Below are 15424 nucleotides of genomic sequence, written 5' to 3' on the forward strand. Positions count from 1 at the left end.
GCGATGAAGAGGCTGTAGTAGCGGTAGGCGACCAGGTAGATGGCCACGGCGGCGACGACGATCCAGAGGGCGTTGATGGGTTCGCCGCGGCGCAAGGCCACGACACTCAACGCACAGGCTCCCAGAACAGCCACGGCAAACCAGGCGAGGTGTTTAACCAGACGGGTTGTCATTGCGTGTCTCCTGCCGATATCCAGTGGATTGCGGCGATTGTTTTTATAGTGTGCCCCGGCTATTCGGAGCCGGCCCAATATCCCTGCAACGGGTCAATAAATAAATCCGTAGTACTACGTAGAACCGCGATTCCCTGTGGGAGCGAGCCTGCTCGCGAAAGCGGAGTGTCGGTAAATAGTGATTTATCTGACCCACCGCCTTCGCGAGCAGGCTCGCTCCCACAGTTTTGAGCCTCATATCCGTTAGGGTTGTTGGGCGCACACGGGATTGGCATATGATGCCCACCATTCGCCTCCCCGCCGAGCCCGGACAGGAGTACAGATGCTGCTCAAACACAACATCGTCGCCCTCGGGATCTTGCCGCTGGTCCTGGCCATCGCGGTCATCTGCGCCCTGGTGATCTCGCTCAACCGCCAATTGGGCGATCAACAGGCGCAACTGATCGAAGACAGCATCCTGGCGAGCAAGCGCGCCGAGCTGAAGAACTATGTCGAGATGGCGCAGAGCCTGATCGCCCCGCTGTATGACGACGGCCAGGGCGACGCGCGCGCGCAACAGCAGGTCCTGGAAGAACTGCGCAAGCTCAGCTTCGGCATCAACGGTTACTTTTTCGTGTATGACCGCCAGGGTCGCAGCCTCATGCATGCCCGCCAGTCGGAATTGGTCGGGCAGTATCTTTGGGACATGAAGGACCCCAAGGGCCTGCCGGTGATCCAGGCGTTGATCAGGAGCGCCGAGTCAGGCGATGGTTTCCAGCGCTACGCCTGGAACAAGCCCTCCTCCGGCCAGGTGACCGACAAGTTGGCCTACGTCGTGAGGCTCGACAAATGGGGCTGGACGCTTGGCACGGGGATCTACCTGGAGGATGTCGAACGCGCCACCCACCAAGCCCGTGACGAAGTCGCCCATGGCATCCACACCACCATGCAAGCCATCGCGGCCATCGCATTGGTAGCGGTCCTGCTGGTATTCGCCGGAGGCATGACCCTGAACGTCAGCGAACATCGCCTGGCGGACAAGAAGCTGCAGCGGCTGAACCAGCGCATCGTCAGCCTGCAGGAAGAAGAACGCTCACGGGTTTCTCGCGAGCTGCATGACGGCATCAGCCAATTGCTGGTGTCGATCAAGTTCCAGTTCGAACTGGCCAGCCATGTGTTGGAGAACGGTCAGGAAAACGGCCTGGGTATCCTGAAGACTGCCACCGACCGGCTGGGCGACGCCATCGGCGAGATCCGTAGCATCTCCCACGACTTGCGCTCCTCCCTGCTCGACACCTTGGGCCTGCCCGCCGCCATCGGCCAACTCGCCAGCGAGTTCCAGCAGCGCAGCGGGCTGGAAGTGTCCTACCGCAGCAACGAATTCGATTGCCGATTGGAAAATGGCGCACCCGTCTCACTGTTTCGCATTGCCCAGGAGGCCCTGACCAATATCGAGCGCCATGCCGGGGCGAAAAGCGTCGGCATCAGCCTGTTCGGCTCCAGCCAGTCCCTGCGCCTGACGGTGGTCGATGACGGGATGGGGTTCAACGTCCCGCAAGTGGAACGCGGCCATGCCGGCATCGGCCTGCGGAACATCCGCGAACGGGTCGAGCATTTCGGCGGACGCCTGGAAGTGACGTCGGTGCCAGGCCGCAGCGAACTGGACATCCTGCTGCCCATGAACCTCTCGGTCACGCAAAGCTGATGCCCCCACTCCAACCAGAGCACTTGCCGATGACCCTGCCTCCCGTGATTCGCGTCGCGCTGGTCGATGACCATTCCTTGGTCCGCGACGGCATCAGGGCCCTGCTCTCGGTGATGCCGCAACTGGACGTGGTAGGCGAAGCCGAGAACGGCGCACAGGCGATCGAAATGGTCGGTCGCTGCCAACCGGACCTGCTGCTGATGGACATCGGTCTCAAGGACAAGAACGGCCTTGAGCTGACCCGATTACTGGGCAAGCAATACCCCAGCCTCAAGATCCTCATCCTCAGCATGTACGACAATTATGAGTACGTGAGCGAATCCGTACGCGCCGGCGCCAGCGGCTACGTGCTCAAGAACGCGCCATCGCGGGAAATCATCGCGGCCATCGAGGCCATCATCAGCGGCGGCACCTTCTACAGTGCCGAGATCGCCCAGCGACTCGCCACCGACCCGCACAGCGACAACGAGCTGACGCCACGGGAGAGCCAAGTGCTGGCGAAAATGGTCCAGGGCCTGAACAACAAGGAAATGGCCCGTGAACTGGACATCAGCGTACGTACCGTCGAAACCCATCGCCTGAGCATCCGCCGCAAGCTGAACATCGACAAACCCGCGGCCCTGGTGAAATACGCGATCGACCACGGGATCATTTCCCGCTAGAGGCCCCGCACAGCCCTTGTGGCGAGGGAGCTTGCTCCCGCTGGGTTGCGCAGCGACCGTAAAATATTGGGGCCGCGGCGCAACCCAGCGGGAGCAAGCTCCCTCGCCACAGGTTATTCATTTCAATCGGCGTGGTAATAGCCCGGCAACTCAAGATCATTCAACAGGCTCGGGCCACTTGGCGTCCATCCCAGCAAGGCACGGGTGTATTCGCTGGACACCGCCATGTTCGCCGCCGCCATGTGGGCAAACCAACCGAAATGCTCGCGCTCCCGGGATTCGACCGGCAACCCCAGGCCACGACCGATCGCCTGGGCAATGGCCTTGAACGGCACGGCCTCGTCGGCGACGGCGTGGTAGACCGACTGCGTCACGCCCTGCTCCAGCGCAAGCCGATAGACCCGTGCGGCGTCCAGCCGGTGCACGCCCGACCATAAGTGACCGCCGTCTCCGAGATAGGCCGAGACGCCCGTCTCCCGGGCCAGGCGAATCAGGAGAGGCACGAATTCGTAGTCGCCGAGGCCATGGACCGAGGGTGCCAGGCGTACGGTCGCGCACCGCACACCACGCTCCATCAGCGCCCGGGCCGCCGTTTCGGATTTGCGCGGCGAAGCCGGGCTGGGCACCTCCAGTTCGCTCGCGCCTCGGGTCAAGCCCAGCAGGCCGGACGTCACCAGCAAAGGCCGCTCAGACCCTTGCAGCGCGCTGCCCAATACTTCGATGACATGGCGGTCCTGCTCAGCGTGCTCGGCAAACCGCGAGAAGTCATGATTGAACGCGGTGTGAATCACCGCATCCGCCGCCGAGGCGGCCTGGTGCAGGACGTCGAGGTCTTCCAACGTGCCGCGGACCACCTTCGCGCCGATCGCGGCCAGCGCAGCGACCTTGTGCTCGGAACGGGCCAGGCCCGTGACCCGATAGCCGGCCCCCCTCAATTCCTGGACCACGGCAGACCCCACCCAGCCCGTGGCACCGGTAACGAATACATGCATGTTTCAAACTCCTGTTAAAACCTATCGAGGAACACCCCTGACGGACTCAAACCGGCTGCCGGCCTTGGGCCCCCGGCAGCAACAGCACCAGCGCCACGACAACGGCCAGCATCACCGCCACGGCCCCGCCGAGGTAAACCGCGCCGATGCCCCAGGTACCCGCCAACGCCCCGGCCAGCGGACTGCTGAGCCCCAGGGAGATGTCGAGGAAAGCGACATAGGCGCCCATGGCGAGCCTGCGGTTCTGCGGCGGCGCACGCTTCACCGCCTCCACCCCGAAGCCCGGGAAAGCCAGGGAATAGCCGAAGCCGGTGACCGCCGCCCCCAAGTAGGCGATTGCCGCCGTGTCTGCCCCCCAGATCAACAACAGCCCAACGGCTTCGATCACCACGCAAACCAGGGCGACACGGGCCCCGCCGATCTTGTCGGGCAGGTGGCCAAAGAGCAGGCGCGCACCGATGAAGGCCAGGCCGAAGGCGGTCAACGCCAGGGAGGCATCGCCCCAGGCCCTGGCCGCGAACAACAGCGCGATAAAGGCCGTGATGACCCCAAAACCAACGCTGCAAAACGCCAACCCCATGCCTGGCATCCACACGGCCCCCATCACCTTGTAGAACGGTGCCCGCCGGGTCGCTGTAGGGGCGACCGCCCGCACACCTGAAACAATCAGCAGCGCCAGCAGCGGGACGAACACCGTGGCGACGGCAATGCCCGTGAACCCCCAACCGCCATTCAGCGCCACGCCGAGCGGAGCGCCCAGGGCATAGGCGCCGTACATGGCGATGCCATTCCAGGCCATGACCTTGCCGGCATGCTGCGCGCCCACCAGTCCCATGCCCCACCCCAGCGCACCGGTGACAATGAGACTTTCCCCAAATGCCAGCAGCACACGTCCGCCCAACAGTAGCCAGACCGAGGTCACAGGCGTGGCAACGAACGCCAGGGAAAGCAGATAGACCAACCCGGAAACCGCCGCCGTCACCAGGCCACCCATGACCGCGCGCTTGCCACCGCGCATGTCGGCGAAAATGCCAGCCCAGGCTCGTGACAACAACGCCGCGGCGAACTGCGCGCCGACCACCAGGCCAATCACCAAGGTGCCCATGCCCAGGGTGTCATGCAGGTGAAGGGGCAAGACCGGCAATTGCATGCCCAGGGTGAGAAAACCGCTGAAGACCGTTAGCGTGAGCGGCACCAGCTTGAGCACCGGATGGGCACCGAGGGATGCCTGAGGCACCGCAGAGGCAACGAGATGAATATTTTCTTGAGTCATAACCCTACCCACGGAAAGGATGCGATGTGACGTTGAACGCGGCCTGTGGATCCCACTAGAATGCGATCAATTCGTCGCATTCAAGATACGAATAATCCGTCGCATTTCCTATTCGCATTCCCTGTCGAGGTTCACGTCCGCATGTCCGAACGCCCAAGCCCGCAGATTTCCTCGCGCAAACAGCCGAAACAGGCACGCTCCACCGAGCTCGTCGCCGCCGTTCTGGAGGCGGCTGTTCAGGTTTTGGCGACCCAGGGTGCGGCACGTTTCACGGTGGCCCGTGTTGCCGAGCGAGCGGGCGTCAGTGTCGGCTCGGTGTATCAGTACTTTCCGAACAAAGCGGCGATCCTGTTCCGCCTGCAAAGCGATGAATGGCGGCAAACCAGCGACATGCTGCGCGAGATTCTTGAAGACAACCGCAAGCCGCCCTTCGAGCGACTGCGCACCCTGGTGCGGGCGTTCATCCAGTCCGAATGCGACGAGGCCCAGATACGCGTCGCCCTCAACGACGCCGCACCGCTCTACCGCGACGCCCCCGAGCACCAGGCCGCGCGGATGTCGGTGCAACAGTCGGTGGACGCTTTCATGCTGCAAGCCTTGCCAGACGCTCCTGCACAAACCCGGGCCCTGGCAGGAGACTTGGTCATCACCACGCTCGGCGCCGTGGGCAAGCGTTTTTCATCAGCGCCCCGCTCTCCCGTGGAGGTTGCCGTGTATAGCGACGCCATGGCCGATATGTTCTGCGCCTACCTGGAAAGCCTGCAGTGACAGCCTGCCGGCACTTTTACTACACTCCCCGATCTTGTTTCCCTCCGCTACGAGACGTCCAATCCCTATGAAAACCATAACAAGCTCGATGACGTTCTGTGGCCTGTTGGCGCTCTCCTGCGGCGCCCTGGCCGAGCCGGCTCCCTCGCTGCTGGATCAGGTCCAGCAGCGCGGCGAACTGAAGGTGTGCACCACCGGCGACTACAAGCCCTACACCTTTAAAACCCAAGCCGGCGAATACGAAGGCATCGACATCGACATGGCGCGCTCACTGGCCGCCAGCCTCGGCGTCAAGGTGCAATGGGTGCAGACCACCTGGAAAACCCTGATGCCGGATATGGTTGCAGGCCAATGCGACATCGGTATGGGCGGGATTTCGGTGACGCTGGAGCGCCAGAAAAAGGCCTATTTCAGTAGCACCCTGGACGTGGATGGCAAGATCCCGCTGGTGCGTTGCGAAGACAAGGAGCGTTACCAGACCATCGAGCAGATGAACCAGCCGTCGGTGCGTCTTGTCGAGCCGGCGGGTGGCACCAACGAAGCCTTTGACCGGGCGTTCCTGCCCAACGGCCAGCTCAGCTTCCACGACAACGTGACCATCTTCCAGCAACTGCTGGACAAGAAAGCCGACGTGATGATCACCGACGCGTCCGAAGCGCTCTACCAGCAAAAACTCAAGCCCGGCCTGTGCGCCGTCAACCCGACTCGCTACCTGCAATATGGCGAGAAGGCCTACCTGCTGCCGCGGGATGACAACACCTGGAAAATGTACGTCGACCAGTGGCTGCACCTGAGCAAGGCCAATGGCAGCTACCAGAAAGTGATTGGCCAGTGGCTGGCCGTTCCGGCCGCCCAGTAACCGTCGCTAGAAAACTACAAAACCCTGTGGGAGCGAGCTTGCTCGCGATGGCGTCAGGTCAGCCGCATTGATCTTGACTGACACTCCGCTATCGCGAGCAAGCTCGCTCCCACCGGGGATCTGCAGTGTATGCAAATCCTGAGTCCACCCCAAACAACTGTGGGAGCACTCCCACAGGGTTGGATCTGTTCAGGCCTGACGCTGGTGTCAGGCCCATTCACCTCATTGCGCCGCCCGCACCTTGGCGATTTGGTCGTACATTGCTTTCACCAGGTCGCCATCCAGGGATTTGGCGAACTTGTCGATCACCGGCTGCACGCGCTCACGCATGCGATCTTTCTCGGCTGGGCTGATTTCATTGACGGTCATCGCAGCGGCCAACGTCGCCTTGGCCTTGTCCATGCTCGCCGCCGTGACTTCACGCTGGAATGTCTGCGCCTCGGCCGCGGCCGCGCGAATCATTGCCTTTTCATCGTCGTTGAGGCGGTTCCAGGTTTTCTGGCTGATGATCAACGACTGCGGATTGAAGATGTGCCCGGTGACGGAAAGATACTTCTGCACCTCGTAGAACTTGTTGCCTTCAATCACCGTGAAAGGGTTTTCCTGGCCGTCGATGGTGTGCTGCTCAAGGCCGGTGTAGACCTCCGGGAACGCCATCGGCACCGGGTTGGCGCCCAGGGCGGTAAAGGTTTCCAGATAGATTGGCGACTGGATCACACGCAGTTTCAAGCCTTGCATGTCTTCCAGCTTGGTCCCCGGGTGCTTGCTGTTGGTCAGGTTACGAAAACCCAGGTCCCAATAACCCAGCCCTACCAGCCCTTTGCTGTCCAGTTGCGCCGCCAGTTTCTGCCCGCCCGGCCCATCGATGACCGCATGGGCTTCCTCGACGTTGTTGAACAGGAACGGGAAATCGAGCATGGCGTAATCCGGGGCCTGGGCGGCCAGGATGCCGGAGTTGAGCACGGTGATGTCCAGGGTGCCGCCCTGCAACGCCGACACCGTTTGCACGTCACCGCCCAGCGTACCGCCGGGGAACAGGCGGACCTTGATCTTGCCACCGCTCTTCTCGCTGAGCAGGTCGGCGAACTTCTGCGCGCCCTGGCCCTGGGGGTGTTCCTTGACGTTCTGGAAAGCGAATCGCAGGGTACGTTCGCGAATCTCATCCGCATGGCTGGCCACGCTGCCCAACAGCAAGCCCGTCGCGCACGCCCCGGCCAGCAGGGTTTTCATCAGTTTTCCCATGTCACTCTCCGATCGTTATTGTTTTTTAGGTCGAGCTAACAGCACCGGTGTCAGCCGGTGAAGAATTTCAACGGCCCCAGGACCAATTGCGGAAACAGGACCAACAGGAACAGCACCACAAACTGCGCAAGCATGAACGGCCACACCCCGCGAACGATCTCCTCGAAGTCCAGCTTCGCCACCCCGCAAACCACATTGAGCACCGTGCCTACGGGCGGCGTGATCAGGCCGATGGCGGTGTTGATCAGGAACAGCACGCCGAAATACACCGGGTCGATCCCCGCCTGGATGACGGCGGGCATCAGCACCGGGGTGAGAATGAGGATGGTCGGGGTCATGTCCATCACCGTCCCCACCAGGATGATCAGTACCATCATCACCAGCAGCAAAAGGGTCTGGTTGTCCATGAACGGCGCCAGCAGCTCTGCCAGTTGGCCCGGCAGGTCGGCGATGGTCACCAGCCACGACGAAACCATGGCCGCCGCCACCAGCAGCATCACCACCGAGGTGGTCTTGGCCGAGGACAGGATCACTTCGTACAACTGGCTGACTTTCATCTCCCGGTAGATCACCAGGGACACGAACAACGAATAGACCGCCGCGACCACCGCGGCTTCCGTAGGCGTGAAGATGCCGAACTTGAGGCCCAGGATGATGATCAAGGGCAGGCCCATCGCCCAACTGCCGTCGAGCAACGTGCGCAGCACTTCGGCACGGGAACGCTTGGGCGGTGTCTCGACGTTCTCGCTGCGGGAGATGAACCACCAGGCAACGGCCAGCGAAGCCCCCAGCATCAACCCCGGCACGATACCAGCCAGGAACAGCTTGGAAATCGAGACCCCGGACGCCACGCCAAAGACGATAAAGCCAATGCTCGGCGGAATGACCGGCGCAATGATGCTACCGGCGGCGATCAGGCCAGCCGAGCGTCCTCGATTGTGCCCGGCCAACACCATCATCGGCACCAGCAACGCCGCCAGTGCCGCCGCATCGGCCACGGCCGAACCGGACAGCGACGCCAGCAGGCAAGAGGCGATGATCGCCACGTAGCCCAGCCCGCCGCGCTTGTGCCCCACCAGCGCCATGGCAATGTTGACGATGCGTTTGGACAGCCCGCCGACGTTCATGATTTCGCCGGCCAGCATGAAAAACGGCACGGCCATCAGCGGGAAACTGTCCGCGCCGTTGAGCAGGTTCTGGGCAATGATTTGCGCGTCGAACAGGTCCAGGTAAACCATCAACGCCACGCTGACCACCAGCAAGGCAAACGCGATGGGCATGCCCAGTGCCATGCTGCCGATCAGGGACCCGAGAAAAATAACCAGCGTCATGGGCGGGTACTCTTGATGGGGCCAGGGGCGGCGGCGTTAGGGGTGATCAGCTCTGCGTCGCTGTCCTTGACCATCACCAATTCGTCATCCCCCAGCTTGCCGAACAGTGCCAGGTAGAGTTCGTAGAGCAGGATCGCTGCGGCACTGGCGCCGAACACCAGGCCGGCACCGTAGAACAGCGACATGGACAAGCCTGACGCCGGGGCGGCGACATTCAGGTTGATCACTGCCTGTTGCCAGCTGCCACTGAAAATCAGCCAGCAGATGTACAACATCAAAAGGTGACTGATGACCAGGCAGATACGCTTGCCTGCCGCCGGCAAGCGCTTGACCAGGCTGTCCATGCCCAGGTGGGCACGGTCCTTGAGCGCCACCAGGGCGCCGAGAAAAATCATCCAGACGAAGAACCAGCGCGACAGCTCCTCCGACACACTGATGCCCGAGTTGAAGGCATAGCGCAGCACCACATTGCCGAACACCAGCACGATCATCGCGACCATGCACACCACGATCAGCAGCTTCAGCAGCTTGAAATACAGATCCACGACTTTTGTCATCTTGAAGAACTCCGAGGCTTGTCGAGCGCCAACATCCCGCTGGCGCGATAAGACCGCAACAACGTGGGTCGCTAGCGAATCAAACCTGGAAGGCTGGACGGTGCACTTGAAAGATGGATCAAGGAGGCGGCGCGGGACGCTCGCAGACGGACTGCCATGGGGTGTTCCTCTATTTTTATTATGGTCTCGGTCACGTGGGACAAGACAGGTGCCGCTAAAATGTACCACCCGGTTAGTTTGGTCAATAACCCACGCAGGGATACACCGCAAAGCGTGCGATTATCGACCAGACAATTCGCGGTTTTTCAGCTCGTCGAGCACTCGGCCGCGCCTCGCCTCCCCATGCCTCAACAGGATTTGTATCGCTCTGTATAGGAAGCACGGCTTGATACGAAACGACAGATTTCGCCCCCGCCTCGCACACATCGTCGATACATCTGCGCGTTTAACTGTGATCACCGGACAGCAACACCTTCGCTGCCACGGATCTACTCAATCAAACGCAAGGAGAATCACCATGTTCAATTTCTCGAAACTGTCGTCCTTGGCAATCGCCCTGGCACTGGTTGGCGGTGTCGGCCTGGCGAACGCTGCCTCGGCAAAGAACGACCCGGCCCAGGCTGAGCATCAACTGGCCGAAGGCGGCTCCGATCGCCTGAGCCAGAATCGTGTGGCCGAGGGTGGCTCTGATCGTCTGAGCCAGAATCGCGTGGCCGAGGGTGGCTCTGATCGTCTGAGCCAGAATCGCGTGGCCGAGGGTGGGGCTGATCGGTTGCAGGAGCTGCGTGAACGCAGCCCGGTGTGAAGGAAGCGCTTCTGTGGCGAGGGAGCTTGCTCCCGCTGGGCTGCGTAGCAGCCCCCCTGCCCACTCCCACTCGTTCAGGTGAGCTTTGCGACTGCTTCGCAGTCGAGCGGGAGCAAGCTCCCTCGCCACAAGAGCTCAAAAGCTCAAAAGCTGAGAAGCTGAGAAGCTGAGAAGCTGAGAAGCTGAGAAGCTGAGAAGCTCAAGCCTTACTGGCCCAAAACTCAAGCCTCAAGCCTCACGGCTTGATGTTCTTCAACTCACCGAGCAACGCGAGCAATTGCTGCATCTTCTCCTCGCCAAATTGCTCTTCGATCCGCCGGTAGTTGCTTTCCATGCCCTCGCTCATGGACACGAAACACTGCTGGCCACGCTCGGTCAGGCCCACGAAGACCCGACGCTGGTCCTGGCTGGATTTCTGTCGACGCACCAACCCGTCACGCTCCAGGCGACTGAGCACACCGGTCATGCTCGGCTTGAGAATGCAGGCCTGATGGGCGAGCTGGTGGCTTTCCAACTCACCTTGCTGATGGAGGATGCGGATCACTCGCCACTGCTGTTCCGTGAGGTCATGCTGGTTCAGCGCCGGACGAAAAAAAGCCATCGCCGCTTCGCGGGCTTGCAACAGGGTCAGGGTCAAAGAAGGTCTGGGGTTGGCCATGTTCGAACTGTGTGAATGGGCGAGTCGGCAGCTTAGTGTCGTCTCCAGGCTGTCGCAAGAAGCAAAGTCTCTCGGGAGCTTCTGTGGCGAGGGAGCGTGCTCCCGCTCGGCTCTGTAGGAGCTGGCGAAGCCTGCGATCTTTTGATCTTTCGCGTGAGATCCAAGTGTCTTGAGAAAGATCGCAGCCTCGCTCCGCTCGACAGCTCCTACAGGCCCAGCGGGAGCAATCTCTGGCCACGGGACTATCTGCATAAAGTACGGCTGCGTTTTCAGCGCAACCCCGATTGCCGCTGGCGATACTCCCCCGGCGTGAGTTGGGCGTAACGCTGGAAAAAGCGGCTGAAATACGCCGGGTCCTTGAAACCCAGCTGGTAGCAGATTTCATTGGCCGAGCTGCCGGTGAACAGCAGCAAGCGCTTGGCCTCCTGCATCAGCCGCTCCATGATCAGCCGCTTAGAGGGCAAATCGGCGATGCGTCGACACACGTCGTTGAGGCGCGCTTCGGTCACGCCGATGCCTTCGGCGTAGCGCGACAGCGGCCAATGCTGCAGGTAATGGGCCTCGATCAGCTCGTTGAAGCGATGGAAGATCTTCAGGTCTTCATGCCGCGCGGGCCTGGCTTGCAGGGAATTGGAACACAGCCGCAGCAGGCTGATCATGATCAAACGCGTCAACCCATCCAGCGCCGCGCCGCGTCCCGGATGCCCCGCCACCACCTCCTCGCTCAGTTCCTCGAACAAGTATTCCAACCGCCGCACCACCCCCGCCTGCCCAGGCCCCAGTTGCGCCAAGGCCACGCAGGCGGCCGGCAGTTGCACGCCAGCCGGCGCCAGGCTCGGATCGGCGTCGATCAACTGCCACACCAGTTGCTGGCGCACCGTCAGCACATGCCCGTCGCTGTCGGCCTCGGTCACGAAGGCATGGGGAATGGTCGGCGGGGTGAGGAAGAACATCGGGCCGGATTCAACGTATTGCTGGTCATCGAGGTAGACCCGCACGGTGCCGCTCTTGACGTAATGCACCTGGAAGAACCGGTCGTGGCGGTGCACCGGCATGTTGCGACCGAAAAAACCCGCCAGGTTGGCGAGCCGGTCGTAATGCACTTCGGCGTCGCTGTAGCGCTGGTCGTACACCTGACCAATGTTGATGTTCGGGATCGGCTGGCGGTCGGTCATCACGCAGTGCTCGTTTTTATTCTGATTCAGGTACCTGCCGCCCTCATCCTGCACCGAATCCGGCAAGGCAACCAGTGCCGGTCATTCTGTCACGCTTGACGATAGTTAACATCTTAATTATAACTGTTAACACATTAACAATAACCGCAGAGCCCACATCACTCTGCCATCGCCAGGAGACAAGCATGAGCCGTGCCCTGCATGACGTCGCGACCGGCACCCTGTTCGGGGTCGCGCTGAACTACCAGGGGCTGCTGAAACAGCGCCTCGCCGAGTTCGAGCAACCGCCCTACCAGAAGCCGCCGCTCAAGCCCGTGCTGTTCATCAAGACGCCCAATACCCGCAACCGGCACGACGCCGATGTGGTTCACCCAGGTGGCGGCGAAACGCTGCAACCAGGACCGGCCCTTGGCGTGGTGATGGGCAAATCGGCCAGCCGCGTCAGCGCCGCCGAGGCCATGGACTACGTGGCCGGCTACACCATCATCAATGAATTCAGTCTCCCGGAAGACAGTTATTACCGCCCCGCCGTCAAGGCCAAGTGCCGGGACGGCTTTTGCGCCATCGGTCCGGAACTGGTGCCGAGCGCCCAGGTGGCCGACCCCCACAGCCTGGCGATCACGCTGTACGTCAATGGCGAGGTGCGCCAGCAAAACAGCACGGCCAACTTCGTGCGCAACATTCCCCAATTGATTGCCGAGATCAGCGAGTTCATGACCCTGCATGCCGGCGATGTGCTGATCACCGGCACGCCTGAGGGACGGGTCGATGTACTGCCCGGCGATCGTGTCGAAGTGGCCATCAGCGGCCTGGGTCGCCTGGTCAATACCGTCGTGGCCAAGGAAACAGGAGCAGGTTCATGAAACACGCGCGCATTCGTTTTGAAGGGCAGGATCACGCCGTCATCGTTGAAGCCCACAACGCCGTACGCCTGGCCGACGGTCGCCTGCTGGCCGAGGACCAGGTCCAATGGCTGCCACCGGCCACCGGCAGCATGTTCGCCCGGGGCCTGAACTACGCCGATCACGCCGCCGCACTGGCGTTCAAGCCGCCGACCGAACCCCTGGCATTCATCAAGTCGCCTGGCACCTACACCGGCCACACCCAGGCAACCTGGCGTCCCGACAATGTCGCCTACATGCATTACGAGTGCGAGCTGGTGGCGGTCATCGGCAAAGCCGCGCGCAACGTCAAGCGCGAGGATGCGCTGGACTACCTGGCCGGCTACACCGTGTGCAACGACTATGCGATCCGCGATTACCTGGAAAACTACTACCGCCCCAACCTACGGGTGAAGAACCGTGACGCGACCACGCCCGTCGGCCCCTGGATCGTCGATGTGGCCAATGTGCCGGACCCGAGCAACCTGACGCTGCGCACCTGGATCAACGGCGAGCTGCGCCAGGAAGGCAGCACGAAGGACATGATTTTCGACATCCCCTACCTGATCGAATACCTGTCCAGCTTCATGACCCTGCAACCCGGCGACATGATCGCCACCGGCACGCCGGAAGGCCTGGCGGACGTGGTGCCCGGTGACGAAGTGGTGGTGGAAGTAGAAGGCGTCGGTCGCCTGGTCAATCGAATTGTCAGCGAAGCCGAGTTCTTCGCATCCCGTAAAGAGGCATGAGCAGCATGATCAAACATTGGATCAATGGCCGTGAGGTCGAAAGCAAAGACGTCTTCGTCAACTACAACCCGGCCACCGGGGAGGCCATCGGCGAAGTCGCCAGCGGCGGTGCCGAGGAAGTGGCCCAAGCGGTCGCGGCCGCCAAGGAAGCGTTTCCAAAATGGGCCAACACCCCGGCCAAGGAACGCGCCCGGCTGATGCGCAAGCTCGGAGAACTGATCGAGCAGAACGTGCCGAAGCTGGCCGAACTGGAAACCCTCGACACCGGTTTGCCGATCCACCAGACCAAGAACGTGCTGATTCCGCGCGCTTCCCACAACTTCGATTTCTTTGCCGAAGTCTGCACGCGAATGGACGGCCATACCTACCCGGTCGACGATCAGATGCTCAACTACACCCTGTACCAGCCGGTGGGTGTCTGCGCGTTGGTTTCGCCCTGGAACGTGCCGTTCATGACCGCGACCTGGAAGACCGCGCCATGCCTGGCGCTGGGCACCACGGCCGTGCTGAAGATGTCCGAGCTGTCGCCGTTGACCGCCACCGAGCTGGGTCGCCTGGCGGTCGAGGCCGGCATTCCCAACGGCGTGTTGAACGTGATCCAGGGTTATGGCGCCACGGCCGGCGATGCGTTGGTGCGTCATCCGGCCGTGCGGGCGATTTCTTTCACCGGCGGTACCGCCACCGGCAAGAAAATCATGCAGACCGCCGGGTTGAAAAAGTACTCGATGGAACTGGGTGGAAAATCGCCGGTGCTGATTTTCGAAGACGCCGACCTCGAACGGGCCCTCGACGCCGCGTTGTTCACGATTTTTTCCCTCAATGGCGAACGCTGCACCGCTGGCAGTCGGATCTTCATCCAGGAAAGCGTCTACCCGCAGTTCGTCGCCGAGTTCGCCGCCCGTGCCAAACGCTTGATCGTCGGTGATCCGCAAGACCCGAAGACCCAGGTCGGCTCGATGATCACCCAGGGCCATTACGACAAGGTCACCGGCTACATCAAGATCGGCCTCGAAGAAGGCGCCACCCTCCTGGCCGGCGGCCTGGAGCGCCCGCCCAACCTGCCGGCCCACTTGAGCCGCGGCCAGTTCATCCAGCCGACAGTGTTCGCCGACGTCAACAACAACATGCGCATCGCCCAGGAAGAAATCTTCGGCCCGGTGGTGTGCCTGATCCCGTTCAAGGACGAAGCCGAAGCCTTGCAGCTGGCCAACGACACCGAATACGGGCTGGCCTCGTACATCTGGACCCAGGACATCGGCAAGGCCCATCGCCTGGCCCACGGCATCGAGGCCGGCATGGTGTTCATCAACAGCCAGAACGTGCGCGACCTGCGCCAGCCTTTCGGCGGCGTAAAGGGTTCCGGAACCGGCCGCGAAGGTGGACAGTACAGCTTCGAAGTGTTTGCCGAGATCAAGAACGTTTGCATCTCCATGGGCAGTCATCACATACCGCGGTGGGGGGTATAGGCCCAAGCCTCATTGGCGACGATGACTCCGTGGCGAGGGAGCTTGCTCCCGCTCGATTGCGCGGCGATCGCAAAAAAATGGGGCCGCTTCGCAGCCCAGCGGGAGCAAGCTCCCTCGCCACAAGCGCTCCAGGCCCAGCCCTGCAGCGC

At 61.8% G+C, this 15424-nt stretch carries 15 protein-coding genes; 8 read left to right on the plus strand and 7 right to left on the minus strand.

All coding sequences use genetic code 11. The features are described from left to right. Window positions 1–495 precede the first annotated feature (495 nt). The gene (locus tag HGO40_RS28010) at window positions 496–1857 is read left to right on the plus strand and encodes a cache domain-containing protein (protein WP_250965681.1); all 1362 of its coding nucleotides are present in this window, start codon (window positions 496–498) and stop codon (window positions 1855–1857) included. 29 nt (window positions 1858–1886) lie between these two features. After that, window positions 1887–2519, plus strand: coding sequence for a response regulator (locus tag HGO40_RS28015; protein WP_186730920.1), 633 nt, complete (start codon window positions 1887–1889; stop codon window positions 2517–2519). A gap of 122 nt (window positions 2520–2641) precedes the next feature. Here HGO40_RS28015 and HGO40_RS28020 read toward each other — a convergent pair whose 3' ends face one another. Continuing rightward, window positions 2642–3511: an SDR family oxidoreductase gene (locus HGO40_RS28020; protein ID WP_250965682.1), complete on the minus strand. Its 870-nt coding sequence runs from the start codon at window positions 3509–3511 to the stop codon at window positions 2642–2644. 46 nt (window positions 3512–3557) lie between these two features. Further along, a complete protein-coding gene (locus HGO40_RS28025; RefSeq protein ID WP_250965683.1) occupies window positions 3558–4784 on the minus strand; it encodes an arabinose transporter in 1227 nt (408 codons plus the stop codon). 141 nt (window positions 4785–4925) lie between these two features. On the opposite strand from HGO40_RS28025, the gene HGO40_RS28030 reads away from it, so the two are divergent. Both HGO40_RS28030 and HGO40_RS28035 read left to right on the plus strand, forming a co-directional pair. Then, window positions 4926–5552 carry a TetR/AcrR family transcriptional regulator gene (locus HGO40_RS28030; protein ID WP_250965684.1) on the plus strand — a complete coding sequence of 209 codons (627 nt, stop codon included), beginning with the start codon at window positions 4926–4928 and terminating at the stop codon, window positions 5550–5552. A gap of 67 nt (window positions 5553–5619) precedes the next feature. Next, entirely contained in the window at window positions 5620–6411 is a 792-nt protein-coding gene (locus HGO40_RS28035; RefSeq protein ID WP_250965685.1) for a transporter substrate-binding domain-containing protein, read from the plus strand. A 222-nt stretch (window positions 6412–6633) separates the two neighbouring features. On the opposite strand, the gene HGO40_RS28040 is transcribed toward HGO40_RS28035, so the two are convergent. The 3 genes from HGO40_RS28040 to HGO40_RS28050 are packed head-to-tail and all read right to left on the minus strand — an operon-like array spanning window position 6634 to window position 9541. Further along, window positions 6634–7653 carry a TRAP transporter substrate-binding protein gene (locus tag HGO40_RS28040; RefSeq protein WP_250965686.1) on the minus strand — a complete coding sequence of 340 codons (1020 nt, stop codon included), beginning with the start codon at window positions 7651–7653 and terminating at the stop codon, window positions 6634–6636. A 50-nt stretch (window positions 7654–7703) separates the two neighbouring features. After that, window positions 7704–8984: a TRAP transporter large permease subunit gene (locus tag HGO40_RS28045; protein ID WP_250965687.1), complete on the minus strand. Its 1281-nt coding sequence runs from the start codon at window positions 8982–8984 to the stop codon at window positions 7704–7706. Then, window positions 8981–9541 carry a TRAP transporter small permease gene (locus HGO40_RS28050; RefSeq protein ID WP_250965688.1) on the minus strand — a complete coding sequence of 187 codons (561 nt, stop codon included), beginning with the start codon at window positions 9539–9541 and terminating at the stop codon, window positions 8981–8983. Before HGO40_RS28050 ends, HGO40_RS28045 begins: the two co-directional genes overlap by 4 nt. Before the next feature lie 517 nt (window positions 9542–10058). Here HGO40_RS28050 and HGO40_RS28055 point away from each other — a divergent pair. Beyond that, window positions 10059–10346, plus strand: coding sequence for a phage infection protein (locus HGO40_RS28055; RefSeq protein ID WP_250965689.1), 288 nt, complete (start codon window positions 10059–10061; stop codon window positions 10344–10346). Window positions 10347–10581: 235 nt separating this feature from the next. On the opposite strand, the gene hpaR is transcribed toward HGO40_RS28055, so the two are convergent. Further along, entirely contained in the window at window positions 10582–11004 is a 423-nt protein-coding gene (gene hpaR / locus HGO40_RS28060; RefSeq protein ID WP_186707419.1) for a homoprotocatechuate degradation operon regulator HpaR, read from the minus strand. 269 nt (window positions 11005–11273) lie between these two features. Next, the gene (gene hpaA / locus HGO40_RS28065) at window positions 11274–12179 is read right to left on the minus strand and encodes a 4-hydroxyphenylacetate catabolism regulatory protein HpaA (RefSeq protein WP_250965690.1); all 906 of its coding nucleotides are present in this window, start codon (window positions 12177–12179) and stop codon (window positions 11274–11276) included. Window positions 12180–12364: 185 nt separating this feature from the next. On the opposite strand from hpaA, the gene HGO40_RS28070 reads away from it, so the two are divergent. From HGO40_RS28070 to hpaE, 3 genes are read left to right on the plus strand one after another with little or no spacing between them, the layout of a single operon-like run. Continuing rightward, the gene (locus HGO40_RS28070) at window positions 12365–13042 is read left to right on the plus strand and encodes a fumarylacetoacetate hydrolase family protein (RefSeq protein WP_250965691.1); all 678 of its coding nucleotides are present in this window, start codon (window positions 12365–12367) and stop codon (window positions 13040–13042) included. Next, on the plus strand, window positions 13039–13809 hold the full coding sequence (locus HGO40_RS28075) for a fumarylacetoacetate hydrolase family protein (protein ID WP_250965692.1): 771 nt from the start codon (window positions 13039–13041) through the stop codon (window positions 13807–13809). The genes HGO40_RS28070 and HGO40_RS28075 overlap by 4 nt, the downstream gene beginning before the upstream one ends. 5 nt (window positions 13810–13814) lie before the next feature. Then, window positions 13815–15275: a 5-carboxymethyl-2-hydroxymuconate semialdehyde dehydrogenase gene (gene hpaE / locus HGO40_RS28080; RefSeq protein ID WP_250965693.1), complete on the plus strand. Its 1461-nt coding sequence runs from the start codon at window positions 13815–13817 to the stop codon at window positions 15273–15275. Window positions 15276–15424: the final 149 nt, after the last annotated feature.

The sequence above is a fragment of the Pseudomonas sp. CG7 genome (assembly GCF_023701885.1).
Taxonomy (GTDB): Bacteria; Pseudomonadota; Gammaproteobacteria; order Pseudomonadales; family Pseudomonadaceae; genus Aquipseudomonas; species Aquipseudomonas zanjanensis.